Annotated in this window: 13 protein-coding genes; 10 read left to right on the plus strand and 3 right to left on the minus strand. The window is 62.9% G+C overall.

Features of this window, described 5'->3' with window-relative positions:
* A partial coding sequence (locus tag C2I35_RS10520; protein WP_146050002.1) for an IS110 family RNA-guided transposase occupies window positions 1-443 on the plus strand: 443 nt, incomplete at its 5' end.
* Window positions 444-702: 259 nt separating this feature from the next.
* Here C2I35_RS10520 and C2I35_RS10525 read toward each other — a convergent pair.
* The 3 genes from C2I35_RS10525 to C2I35_RS10535 form a co-directional block, all read right to left on the minus strand.
* Window positions 703-912: a helix-turn-helix transcriptional regulator gene (locus C2I35_RS10525; protein WP_103763018.1), complete on the minus strand. Its 210-nt coding sequence runs from the start codon at window positions 910-912 to the stop codon at window positions 703-705.
* A 69-nt stretch (window positions 913-981) separates the two neighbouring features.
* The gene (locus tag C2I35_RS10530; protein WP_103763019.1) at window positions 982-1,599 is read right to left on the minus strand and encodes a tyrosine-type recombinase/integrase; all 618 of its coding nucleotides are present in this window, start codon (window positions 1,597-1,599) and stop codon (window positions 982-984) included.
* 51 nt (window positions 1,600-1,650) lie between these two features.
* Entirely contained in the window at window positions 1,651-2,148 is a 498-nt protein-coding gene (locus C2I35_RS10535) for a tyrosine-type recombinase/integrase (RefSeq protein ID WP_146050003.1), read from the minus strand.
* Between the two features lie 271 nt (window positions 2,149-2,419).
* Between C2I35_RS10535 and C2I35_RS10540 the strand changes: the two genes are divergently transcribed.
* The 9 genes from C2I35_RS10540 (at window position 2,420) to C2I35_RS10580 (ending at window position 12,333) form a co-directional block, all read left to right on the plus strand.
* Window positions 2,420-2,968 carry a helix-turn-helix domain-containing protein gene (locus C2I35_RS10540; protein ID WP_103763419.1) on the plus strand — a complete coding sequence of 183 codons (549 nt, stop codon included), beginning with the start codon at window positions 2,420-2,422 and terminating at the stop codon, window positions 2,966-2,968.
* Between the two features lie 10 nt (window positions 2,969-2,978).
* Entirely contained in the window at window positions 2,979-3,599 is a 621-nt protein-coding gene (locus C2I35_RS10545) for a LysE family translocator (protein ID WP_103763021.1), read from the plus strand.
* 62 nt (window positions 3,600-3,661) lie between these two features.
* Window positions 3,662-4,030, plus strand: a complete 369-nt coding sequence (locus C2I35_RS10550; protein WP_103763022.1) for a GFA family protein — start codon at window positions 3,662-3,664, stop codon at window positions 4,028-4,030.
* A gap of 39 nt (window positions 4,031-4,069) precedes the next feature.
* Entirely contained in the window at window positions 4,070-6,514 is a 2,445-nt protein-coding gene (locus tag C2I35_RS10555) for a GcvT family protein (RefSeq protein ID WP_103763420.1), read from the plus strand.
* 72 nt (window positions 6,515-6,586) lie between these two features.
* Window positions 6,587-7,213 carry a LysE family translocator gene (locus C2I35_RS10560; RefSeq protein ID WP_103763023.1) on the plus strand — a complete coding sequence of 209 codons (627 nt, stop codon included), beginning with the start codon at window positions 6,587-6,589 and terminating at the stop codon, window positions 7,211-7,213.
* On the plus strand, window positions 7,210-8,280 hold the full coding sequence (locus C2I35_RS10565) for an alcohol dehydrogenase family protein (protein ID WP_103763024.1): 1,071 nt from the start codon (window positions 7,210-7,212) through the stop codon (window positions 8,278-8,280). The genes C2I35_RS10560 and C2I35_RS10565 overlap by 4 nt, the downstream gene beginning before the upstream one ends.
* A gap of 22 nt (window positions 8,281-8,302) precedes the next feature.
* On the plus strand, window positions 8,303-9,202 hold the full coding sequence (locus tag C2I35_RS10570; RefSeq protein WP_103763025.1) for a homocysteine S-methyltransferase family protein: 900 nt from the start codon (window positions 8,303-8,305) through the stop codon (window positions 9,200-9,202).
* Window positions 9,203-9,215: 13 nt separating this feature from the next.
* A complete protein-coding gene (locus tag C2I35_RS10575) occupies window positions 9,216-9,890 on the plus strand; it encodes a hypothetical protein (protein ID WP_103763026.1) in 675 nt (224 codons plus the stop codon).
* Window positions 9,883-12,333: a GcvT family protein gene (locus C2I35_RS10580; RefSeq protein ID WP_103763027.1), complete on the plus strand. Its 2,451-nt coding sequence runs from the start codon at window positions 9,883-9,885 to the stop codon at window positions 12,331-12,333. The genes C2I35_RS10575 and C2I35_RS10580 overlap by 8 nt, the downstream gene beginning before the upstream one ends.
* The last annotated feature ends 157 nt before the right edge of the window (window positions 12,334-12,490 follow it).

The raw sequence follows: 12,490 nt of genomic DNA on the forward strand, positions 1-12,490 counted from the left end.
AGATCGAAGAGATCAGTCGAACCGAAGAGAACTGCGTGAATGTCATGACGGTGCCCGGTATCGGTCCAATGATCTCAACAGCGATGGTAGCAGCAATCGGTGAAGGTGAGGCGTTTGATCGCGGGCGTGATTTTGCGGCTTGGGTGGGATTGGTTCCCCGACAGTACAGCACCGGAGGACGAACTGTCCTCGGTCGCATCTCAAAACGCGGCAGCAGGTATCTGAGAATGTTGTTTGTTCAGGCGGCGAAGATCATCATGATGCGACCGCACCGTTGGCCAGACTTCAGTTCTGGCGAATGGTTGGCGCGCGCATCAGAACGCATGCATCGTAATAAGGCCGCCGTCGCGCTCGCCAACAAGTTGGCGCGTATGGCATGGAGCATTCTGAGACACAAAACGGCGTTCGATGCGCCACGAGACGAGGTCGCTATCGGCGTCTAAGCCGGGACGACCCAGAGGAGTTCGCGATAGATCAAAAGCATGGAACGGAAATACTACGCCCCCAGAATCTGACGGCCCAAATGGTCATCTACGACCTGTCCGCTAATGAGATCACGGCGCGTGCGTAACCCCAACAAGGCCACGACCCGCGTGTCGACCAACAGGCCGGATACATATGAGCGACTTCCGAGAACATGCCAGAAATCATTTGCGAACAGCAGCCGGTACATACATTGGGCCGAAAAGAGCCGCCCGGCACTTAATGCCGGACGGTCGTGGGACATACGAAGGCAAACGCCTGGCGATCCGCGACCCACTCAGAAATCGCGCTGTGGCGCCATCCGATAAGGCGCTCGGTCAACTTTACGGGTGCTGGAAATGTGCCAGCGTTGATATGTCTGTAAATCGTCGAGCGGCTGAGCCCGGTCAGTTCCTGAATATCTTTCTGCCTTAAAATTTTATCGGTCATGCATGTCCTCTATTTCGTTGGATGCAATCACCTTAACAGCGAATGATTTAAGCCATGTTTACGTTTTGTTCAGGAATTGCCGGTGATAAAGTTTGCCCATTCTTTCATCAAGGGTGTGCGCTTGGGGAGGTATGTTGAACGTTTGTAGGCATCGACAGCTTCATCGCCCGTTCTGACGTGACCGATGCAAGCTTCGGCAATCTCTTCCTCACAGTGAATTTCATCCATGAGCCATGTGCGCAAAGAAGAGCGAAACCCGTGTGGTCGTGCCGGGATGTTGTTGTCCACCAGGAAATTGCGCATGGCCATTTTGTTCAGGGGTCCGCCTGTCGAGTTGGGAAACAAGTATCCGTTTCTTGAATGTTTCTTTGCGAGTTCGATCACGTGCAAATGTTCTTTACTCAGCGGTACGTCAAAAACGAAGTCGCTGTCTGCGCGGCTTTTGACGTGGAGCGGGGGAATAATCCAGACGGAACTCATAAGCTGACCCAACCGCATGTTGTTGATCGAATCCGAGCGAACGCCAGGCAAGATCAGCATCCGCAATGCCAGTTGCGTAGGGTCGTCATCCGAGAGGGTCGCGTAGAACGCAGGTACGTCTTTCCAGTGGAGCGCTTGGTGTGGCGCCGAGCGTTTCTTGTTATCGCCGAGGATCACCACAGCATCGTCAATAACTGCTGTGCTCACGCGGAAGCGTTTGGCGTTTGCGTAATTGAATACCGTTCTCAGCCTGGAAATTCACTTTTTAGCGGTAACCGGCTTATCATGCCAGATGGGTTCCAACGCACGCGCGATGTCTTCCTGGTCAATCTTCACAATCGGCATCTTGCCGAGCTTCGGCAGGATGTGGAGCCGAAGAGGGCTGAACCATTTGCCATCGGACCCACCGTGCTTGAGACTTTTCTTGTGTTTCTCGTATGCTTCCAATGCAAGGTACTCGAGGCGGCCATCAGTAGAATTCGATTGTTGGCGGTTCAATTGGCGCTGCTTGATCGGGTCTACCTCCCGTAGCACCTGCTGACGCGCCAGTTCGGCTTGCTTTCTTGCTTCGGCGAGACTGACGCTTCTATATGAACCAAGACCCATCTCACGTTGGCGTCCCCAGAGCTGAAAGCGAAAGATCCATTGGGCACCGCCGTCAGGGCGTTTGTAGAGCCACAGGCCCAAGCCATCGCAATGCTTGCCTGTGGGGAAAGATTTGAGTTGTGGGACTGTGAATGCGTTAGATTTTGCCATGATAATATCCTCCGTTTTATATACGTTCTGGCGTGGCACTTCCCAGGTCAGTCCGGGACGTGCTGAAACATTAAATTTTTACGATTAAAGGAAGATTTATTCCGATGACACGCAGTGAGAACGTTTGACACAACAAGGATACCCCTCCGGCGGGAGTATTTCGGGAGCAGTGAAATTTTGATTGATTTTTTCACGCGACTCGCGCAGCGTGAAAATTGACGCAATAATTTCACGAGAAGAGTGCCCTTTGGAACAGAGCCAGATCTCCGCCATGCGCAGCCTCGGAGCCGATTTGCGGGCCTTGCGCAAGGCGCGGGGGCTGACGCTGAGCGACCTCGCACAAGCGCTGGGCCGGTCGGTGGGCTGGCTGAGCCAAGTAGAGCGAGATTTGTCCGAGCCGTCGATTTCGGATCTGCGCCAGATGGCCGAAAGGTTCGGCGTGCCGATGTCGTTTCTCTTTGCCCATGCCAGTGCCCCGGCGGAAGAGCAGGGCATCGTCGTGCGCAAGGTATCTCGGCGGCAGATGGGATCGAGCGAGGAAGGGCTGATCGAGGAGCTATTGTCGCCCGACCTGAGTGACGATTTCGAAGTGATCCATTCCACGTTCCGGCCCGGATCGAAGATGCAGCGCCCGGCCACGCGGCCGACGCAGGAGGTGGGATATGTCGTGTCCGGTCGGCTGGACCTGAGCATCGGCGGGCGGTCTTTCAGCGTGGGGCCGGGCGACAGTTTCCGGATCCGGCACGAGACCTATGCGTGGTCCAATCCTTATGACGAACCATGCGTCGCGATCTGGGTGATCGCGCCGCCGGTTTATTGAGGAGGCTGGGATGAGCCTGGAGGCATGGACCGTCTTCGCGCTGTTCTGGGTGGTGTTCGTAACCACGCCGGGGCCGAACGCGGTAAATTGCATCACCAACGGCATGACGCTCGGGTTCCGGCGTAGCCTGTGGGGGGGCGCCGCTATACTGACGCAGGCGGCGCTGTTCCTGACGCTGTCGGCGGCGGGGGTGACGGCGCTGATCGCGGCCTCGCCCGAAGCGTTCCTGGTGGCGAAATTCGTTGGTGCGGGGTTCCTGGTCTACCTCGGAGTGCGCGGCTGGATCATGGCGCGGGGTCGCGTCGTGGTGGCCGCGCAAGACGGGCGCAGCATCTACTGGCGGGCCTTTGCCATCGCGACGATCAAACCCAAGAGCGTGGCGGGATACCTGGCGGCGTTCAGCCAGTTCGTGCAGCCGGACGTGCCGATCTGGAGCCAGATGTGGGTGATCTTTCCCACGGCGCTGAGCCTGACCGCGCTGAGCTACATGGGCTACACCGCGCTGGGCGCGGGGCTGGGCCGGGCGGCGCTGGGCGCGGTGTTCAACGTGTGGCTGCGGCGGGGGCTGGCGGCGTGTTTCGTGGTTTACGGCGTGCTGCTGGGGGCGGCCTCGACGCCGGGGAGGGCGTGAGGGATGATCAAGGGCGCGTGCCGTCGGGCGGCTGCGATCGAAGAGATCGAGGGGAGATGAGGATGCTTGAGGGAAGTTGTCTGTGCGGCAACGTCACTTTCAGGGTGACGGGCGTGCCGCAGGGGGTGTCGGCCTGTCACTGTGGCCAGTGCCGCAAACAATCGGGCCACGTGTGGTCCTCGGCCTATGTGCCGGAGGCGGATCTGAAGATCACGGGTGCGGTGACGTGGTACGAGGCGACGCCTTCAGCCAAGCGCGGGTTCTGCGGGACCTGCGGAGCGTTCCTGTTCTGGAAGGCGCATGACGAAGACACGATGAGCTTTGCCCTGGGGGCGATCGATGGGCCGACGGGGCTGCAGCTGGAGAAGCATATCTTCACCGCCGACAAGGGCGATTATTACGAGATCGCGGACGGGGTTCCGCAGAAGTGAACGGGCCGCGTGGTGGCATCCGAACAGGGAGAAACGGAGATGGCTGATCTGCCGAAAAACGCGAAAGTGGTCGTCATTGGCGGCGGGGTCGTTGGATGCTCGGTGCTGTATCACCTGGCCAAGAAAGGGTGGAGCGATGGCGTTCTGCTGGAAAAGAATGAGTTGACCGCCGGGAGCACTTGGCACGCGGCGGGGAACGTGCCGACCTTCTCGACCAGCTGGGGCATAATGAACATGCAGCGTTATTCGACCGAGCTTTATGCCCGGTTGGGGGACGAGGTGGATTACCCGATGAACTATCACCAGACGGGCTCGATCCGGCTGGCGCATTCAAAGGAGCGGATGCAGGAGTTCGAGCGGGCAAAGGGGATGGGCAAGCACCAGGGGATGGACCTGGAGATCCTGAGCCCTGACGAGATCAAGGAACGCTATCCGTTCATCGAGACGCATGACATCGTGGGGGCGCTCTACGATCCCAACGACGGCGATATCGACCCGGCGCAGGTGACGCAGGCGCTGGCCAAGGGGGCGCGGGACATGGGGGCGACGATCGTGCGGTTCTGCCCGGCCACCGGCGTGACGCAGGACGGTGACGGCTGGATCGTGCACACGGAAAAGGGCGACATCGCCTGCGATTTCGTGGTGAACGCAGCCGGGTATTATGCCCAGACGGTGGGCGAGTGGTTCAAGCCTTACGGCGGGCGGACGGTGCCGATGATGGTGATGAGCCATCAATACGTGCTGACCGACGAGATCCCCGAGATCGAGGCGTACAGCAAGGAGACGGGCCGCAAGCTGCCGCTTCTGCGGGACGTGGACGTGTCCTATTACTTCCGGCAGGAGAAGCACGGGTTCAACATCGGCCCCTACGAGCCGAATTGCCGGGCGCATTGGGTGGAGCCGTCGGACCCGATGCCGGAGGATTTCAGCTTCCAGCTTTGGTCGGATGACCTGGCGCGGATCGAGGATATCGTGGCGGATTCGATGGAGCGTGTGCCAGTGGCGGCCACGGCGGGGATCAGCCGGATCATCAACGGGCCGATCCCCTATGCGCCCGACGGGCTGCCCCTGCTGGGGCCGATGCCGGGGGTTAAAAACGCGTTCGAGGCCTGTGTCTTTACCTTCGGGATCGCGCAGGGCGGCGGCGCGGGCAAGGTGCTGGCCGAGTGGATCGTGGATGGTGCGCCCGAGTGGGACATGTGGGCGGTCGATCCGAGGCGGTACACCGATTACACCGATCACGACTACTGCGTTGCCAAGGGCATGGAGGTCTACGGCAACGAATACGCCATGCATTTCCCGTGGCACGAATGGCCGGCAGGGCGCGACAAGAAGCTGTCGCCGAACCATGGGAAGGTTCTGGAACTGGGCGGCGTGATGGGGGCCTATAATGGCTGGGAGAGGGCGAACTGGTTCGCGCAGCCCGGCGACGACGCGTCGGAGGAAAGCACACATACGTGGAACCGCACGGGCCCGTGGGAGCAGCGTATCCGCGAGGAATGCGAGGCGGTGCGCGATGCCTGTGGTTTGCTGGACCTGCCGGGCTTTTCGCGGTTCCGGGTCGAGGGCACGGGGGCCGATGACTGGCTGCGGGGCTTCGTGACCGGGGGGCTGCCCAAGGTGGGGCGGATGAACCTGGTTTACGTGACCAACGCGAAAGGCCGGATCGTGACGGAATTTTCCTGCATCCGGCTGGCGGAAAATGATTTCGTGCTGATCACCGCAGCCACGGCGCAGTGGCATGACGGCGAGCTGATCCGGAACAGCGTGCCGGAGGGTGTGAGTGTGACCGAGACGACGACCGAGCGGTCGGCGTTGCTGGTAGCGGGGCCGAAGAGCCGTGAGGTGCTGGCCAGAATCAGCGATGCCGATCTGGAAGCCGGGTGGCTGAGCCATCAGCATTGCACGGTGGCGGGGCGGCCTGCGTTCCTGATCCGGGTGAGCTTTACCGGCGAGCTGGGGTGGGAGGTGCATGCAGACAATGCCGAGATGCCGGCGATCTATGGCGCCATTCTGGACGCGGGCGCGAAGCCCTTTGGGATGTATGCGCTGAATTCCTTGCGAATCGAGAAAGGGTATCGGGCGTGGAAGGGTGATCTGAGCACGGATTACTCGATGCTGGAGGCCGGGCTGGAGCGGTTCGTGAAGTTCGACAAGGACCAGGATTTTACGGGCAAGGCGGCGCTGTTGGCAGAGAAACAGCAGGGCCGGAAGAAAGCCTTTGCCCCGCTGATCATCGACGCGGGGGAGGCGGATGCGCCCTACATGTCGACGATCTGGAACGGCGACGAGATCGTGGGTGAGACGACGAGCGGCGCCTGGGGCTATCGCGTGAACGCGAGTGTTGCTTTGGCGATGTTGCGGACTGACGTGGCAGCGGCGGGCACGGAACTGGAAGTGGAGATCTATGGCGAGCGGCGCAAGGCCGTGGTGCAGCCGGATCAGCCGCTTTGGGATCCGGAAAATGCGCGGCTGACGGCGTAATTAGAGGTCCCCCCGGGTCAAGCCCGGGGCCGCCAGGGTCAGGCCCGGGACGGGGACGCGAAAGGACGAAGGATGATTATCGAGACCTACCTGATTTATCTTGGCGTCCTGGCGGCGTTTTTCGCCACACCGCCGGACACGAGCCAGTTGCTGATCATCTCGAACAGTCTGCGGCACGGGCTGCGGAGGTCGCTGGCCACCGTCGCGGGTGACCTGAGCGCGAACGCGGTGCAGATGACATTGGCGGCGTTTGGCCTGACGGCGGTGATCGCGGCCAATGCCGATGCGCTGTGGGTGGTGAAATGGGTGGGCGTGGCCTACCTCGTCTGGATCGGGTTGCGGTTGATGCTGAGCAAAGGCGGGGCCGAGGCGCCGGGCGCGGCGGCGACGGGGCGGCTGTTCCGGCAGGGCTTTGTTACGTCGTCGGCCAATCCTTATGCGGTGGTGTTCTTCGGGGCGCTGTTTCCGCAGTTCATCGATGCGGGCGCGCCAATCCTGCCGCAATTGCTACTGTTGGGCGTCACGTACTTGGTTGTTGACGGTCTGGTGCTGCTCTTGTGGGGCTGGGCCGCGACGCGGACCTTGGGGCGTGTGACATCGCTGACCGGGGTATGGATCAACCGGGTCAGCGGTGCGCTGATGGTGGGGGCTGCGGTGCTCCTGGGGCTGAAGGACCTGGACAAGGGGGCGGCGCGATGACCCTGCCCGAGACCATGTCCGGCGTCTACCTGACCGGCCACGGCGGGCCCGACAAGCTGGAATGGCGCGAGGATATTCCCGTGCCCCGGCCCGGGTCGGGCGAGGTGCTGGTGCGGGTGCTGGCGGCGGGGGTGAACAACACCGACATCAACACGCGCGAGGGCTGGTACTCGGCCGACGTGACCGGGGCCACGGGCGAGTTGCAGGACGGGGTCGAGGATGGCGGCTGGTCCGGGGCGTTGGACTTTCCGCTGATCCAGGGCGGGGATCTGTGCGGCGAAGTGGTCGCGCTAGGCAAGGGCGTGAGCGCGGTGGCGATGGGGATGCGGGTGATCTGCCCGATCAACCAGCCGCGCCCGACCGACGACAACCCGGTGGGGTTCGAGGCGCTGGGGTCGGAATTTGATGGGGCGTTCGCGCAGTATTGCGTCGTGCCGGAGGGGGACCTGTTCGACGTGAGCGATGCGCCCCTGAGCGACGTGGAACTGGCGGCGATTCCCTGCGCCTTCGGCACGGCGGCGGGGCTGTTGGACCGCGCAGGTGTGGCGACCGGGCAGAGTGTGCTGATCACCGGAGCATCCGGTGGCGTAGGGTTGGCGGCGGTACAACTGGCCACGGCGCTGGGGGCGGAGGTCACTGGGGTGTCTTCGGCACCCAAGGCCGAGTGCGTGCGCGATGCGGGCGCGGTGGCGGTGATCGGGCGGGAGGACGTGCCCCCCGCCGATACGTTTCACGCGGTGATCGACCTGGTGGCCGGGCCGGGCTGGGGCGCAGTGATCGACGCGCTGCGGCCGGGTGGTCATTACGCGGTGGCGGGGGCCATTGCCGGGCCGGTGGTGGAGGCGGATCTGCGGCGCATCTATTTGCGGGACATCACGATCCACGGCTGCACCTTCCAGTCCCGCGCGGTCTTTGCCCGGCTGGTCGAAATGGTGCGGGAAGGGTCGGTGAAACCGCTGATCGCGAAGACGTTTCCCATGCGGGAGATTGGCAGGGCGCAGGAAGAGTTCATGTCGAAGCGGCATGCCGGGAAGCTGGTGCTGATCCCGGATGGCATCGACATCTGAACAAGGGCGCGGGAGGAAGAACATGGCACAGGTCACCCTGTTGGACGGCTCCATCGGGCAGGAGCTGGTGAAACGCTCGGGCGACCGGGCGACGCCGCTGTGGTCGACGCAGGTGATGATCGACCATCCCAAGCTGGTGGGCGAGGTGCACCTGGAATACTTCAACGTCGGCGCGACTGTGGCCACGACCAACACCTACGCGGTGCTGCGCGACCGGCTGGTGCGGATCGGGTTGGAGGACAAGATCGGGCAACTTACCGGTACGGCGGTGCGGGCCGCGCGTCGGGCCCGGGCGGCGGGCGGCGGCAAGGGGCGGGTGGCCGGGGCAATCGGACCGCTGGTGCAGTCCTACAAGCCCGAGACCTGCCCGCCCGCCGCCGAGGCTGCGAAGATCTATGCCGAGCCGGTGGCGCTGATGAAGGATCACGTGGACCTTTTCCTGCTGGAGACGATGTCGTCCGTGGACCAGGCCGAGGGCGCGCTGCGGGCGGCTTCGGGGCAGGGCCTGCCAGTGTGGCTGGCGGTGAGCGTGGATGACCACGACGGCACGCGCCTGCGCTCGGGTGAGCCGGTGGCGGACCTGGCCGGGACGGTGGAAAAGCACGCGCCGGCGGCGGTGCTGGTCAATTGCTCGCGGCCCGAAGCGACGGGCGCGGGGATTGAAGTGATCAAGGACTTCGGCCTGCCCTTTGGCGGCTATGCCAACGGGTTCACGGAGATCAGCGACGGGTTCCTGGACGACGCGCCAACGGTGGACGCGCTTGAGCAGCGCAAGGACCTTGGGCCGCTGGAATACGCGGAATACGTCATGGGCTGGGTCGGGCAGGGGGCCACGATCGTTGGCGGCTGTTGCGAGATCGGGCCCGCGCATATCGCGGAGATTGCCCGCTGCCTGCAGGCGGCGGGACACGAGATCGTATGAGCGAGGTGACGAGATGAGTGACGGCACGCTTCCCCCCGGCATGGTCCCGGCAAGCGGGCGATTCCGCTTTGAAAGCAGGGAATTCGGGCGTCTGGATTTCGAGGTGAGCCACGGGAAGGTCGTGCTGTGGAAGAATTTCGAGGACGGGCAGGAAGCCGAGGGCGTGCAACTGGATGTCATGATCGCCGCGCAGAGCCGGGAGATACCGGACGAGAGCGACGACGCGGAAATGGCCTATTTGCTGGCCCCGGCGCTGACCACAGAATGGCTGAAGATCGATGAATGCCAGTTCGCCAGCCGGGGCCGTGCGGCGCTGGACGGTGTGACGGTCGATTTCGACTGGCGGAAGATGCCCGATGTGCTGGAGGCGCCGGCGGCGATCCAGGAGGGGTCTTATGGCTCGACCGACGTGCTGAAGCTGGCGTTGAGCTTTGTGCCGCCGGATCGCTACAGGCTTCAGGTGCAGGCGACGGACGAGTTTGGGCGGTCCTGCGAGATCGACGCGGACCTGCCGCTGTTCGAGATCGGCGCGAGCGATTTCTCGATGTCGCGACCGCAGACCGTCGAGGACTGGGTCGACCGGCATTTCGAGCGCGATGACTTGCACGTCGAGTGGCGCACGGTGGGGCCGATGACCAACCAGTGGCAGACCCTTTATGCCGCGTTCAAGGAGACAAGCGATGAGTAACCTTCCGAAGCATGCCCGCGTGGTGATTGTGGGAGGCGGCGTGGTGGGCTGTTCGGTGGCCTATCACTTGGCCAAGCTGGGCTGGCGTGACGTGGTGCTGCTGGAGCGCAAGCAACTGACCAGCGGCACGACGTGGCACGCCGCGGGGCTGATCGCGCAACTGCGGGCAAGTGCGAACATGACGAAGCTGGCAAAATACAGCCAGGAGCTTTACGGCAACCTGGAGGCCGAGACCGGGGTCGCGACCGGGTTCCGGCGATGCGGGTCGATCACCGTGGCGCTGACCGACGCGCGGCGGGAGGAGATCTACCGGCAGGCCGCGATGGCGCGCGCCTTTGGCGTAGACGTGGAAGAGATCAGCGCGGCGGAGGTGAAGACGCGCTATCCGCATCTGAACGCGGACGACGTGACCGGGGCGGTTTTCCTGGAAAAGGACGGACAGGCGGATCCGGCGAATATCGCGCTGGCGTTGGCCAAGGGCGCGCGGCAGAACGGGGCGCTGGTGAAGGAGCGGGTGAAGGTCACCGGGATCGCGCGCGAGGGCCGCCGGGTGACGGGCGTGGACTGGGCCGCTGACGATTGCGGCGAGACGGGGCATATCTCCTGCGACATGATCGTGAACTGCGCGGGCATGTGGGGCCACGAGGTGGGGCGTATGGCGGGTGTGAACGTGCCGCTGCATGCCTGCGAGCATTTCTACATCGTGACCGAAGGCATCGACGGGCTGGGGCAATTGCCGGTGCTGCGGGTGCCGGACGAATGCGCCTATTACAAGGAAGACGCGGGCAAGATCCTGCTGGGGGCGTTCGAGCCGAACGCGAAGCCGTGGGGGATGCAGGGCATTCCGGAGAGTTTCGAGTTCGACCAGTTGCCCGAGGATTTCGACCATTTCGAGCCGATCCTCGAAGCGGCCTGCAACCGGATGCCGATGCTGGCGGAGGCGGGGGTGCACACGTTTTTCAACGGGCCGGAGAGTTTCACGCCGGATGATGCCTATCACCTGGGGCTTTGCCCGGAGATGGACAATGTGTGGGTGGCCGCCGGGTTCAACTCGATCGGGATTCAGTCGGCGGGCGGCGCGGGGCACGCGCTGAGCCAGTGGATGGACAGCGGCGAAAAGCCGTTTGACCTGGGCGACGTGGATATTGCCCGGATGCAGCTGTTTCAGGGGAACCGGCATTACCTGTTCGAGCGGTCGAAGGAGACTCTGGGGCTGCTTTACGCCGATCACTTTCCCTACCTGCAAAAGCGCACGGCGCGGGGCGTGCGGCGGTCGCCGTTTCACCACCACCTGCTGGAGCGCGGCGCGGTGATGGGAGAGATGGCCGGCTGGGAACGGGCGAACTGGTTCGCCAAGGAAGGACAGGAGCAGGAGTATCGGTACGGCTGGGGGCGGCAGAACTGGTTCGAGAACGCCGCGGCCGAGCATCACGCGATCCGCACCGGGGTCGGCATGTATGACATGTCGAGTTTCGGCAAGATCCGGGTCGAGGGGCCGGATGCGGAAGTGTTCCTGAACCATATCGGCGGCGGCGACTATTCGGTACCGAATGGAAAGATCGTCTATACTCAGTTCCTGAACGACCGGGGCGGGATCGAGGCGGATGTGACGGTGACCCGACTGAGCGAGACTGCGTACCTGGTGGTGACGCCCGCCGCGACGCGGCTGGCGGACCAGACGTGGATGATGCGGCACAAGGGCGATTTCAACGTGGTGATCACCGACGTGACGGCGGGCGAGGGCGTGCTGGCGGTGATGGGGCCGGATGCCCGCAAGCTGATGCAGGCGGTTAGCCCGAACGACTTTTCCAACGAGGCGAACCCGTTCGGCACGGCGCAGGAGATCGAGCTGGGCATGGGGCTCGCGCGGGTGCACCGGGTGAGTTACGTGGGCGAGCTGGGCTGGGAGATTTACGTCGGCGCGGATATGGCGGGACACGTGTTCGAGACGCTTTACGAGGCCGGGCAGGAACATGGGCTGAAGCTGTGCGGGATGCACGTGATGGACTCGTGCCGGATCGAAAAAGGGTTCCGGCATTTCGGGCATGACATCACATGCGAGGATCACGTGCTGGAGGCGGGGCTGGGCTTTGCCGTTAAGACGGAGAAGGCGGAGTTCATCGGCCGCGACGCGGTCCTGCGCAAGAAGGAGGCGGGAGTGTCGAAACGGTTGGTGCAATTCCGGCTGACCGATCCCGAGCCGTTGGTCTATCACAACGAGCCGGTGCTGCGGGATGGCGAGATCGTGGGGTATCTGTGTTCGGGGGCGTATGGTCACCACCTGGGCGGGGCGATCGGGATGGGATATGTGCCCTGTCCGGGTGAGAGCGTGCAGGAGGTGCTGGCGTCGGATTACGAGATCGACGTGGCGGGGACGCGGGTAAAGGCCGAAGCGTCGCTGAAGCCGATGTATGACCCGAAATCGGAGCGTGTGAAGGTTTGACGCCTCGGACGGGAGCATTGCCAAGATCAAAAAGCATTTTCTGCCAGATAGATAGACAGAAAATGATTATTTGATCCGCATTTTTTACACGTTTCGCCTTCAGGTTAACGAGGAAGCGGTTTCCCTGCGTTCACTAGCGTCATACCCTGAAGCACTG

It is taken from the genome of Roseovarius confluentis, assembly GCF_002917925.1.
Taxonomy (GTDB): Bacteria; Pseudomonadota; Alphaproteobacteria; order Rhodobacterales; family Rhodobacteraceae; genus Roseovarius; species Roseovarius confluentis.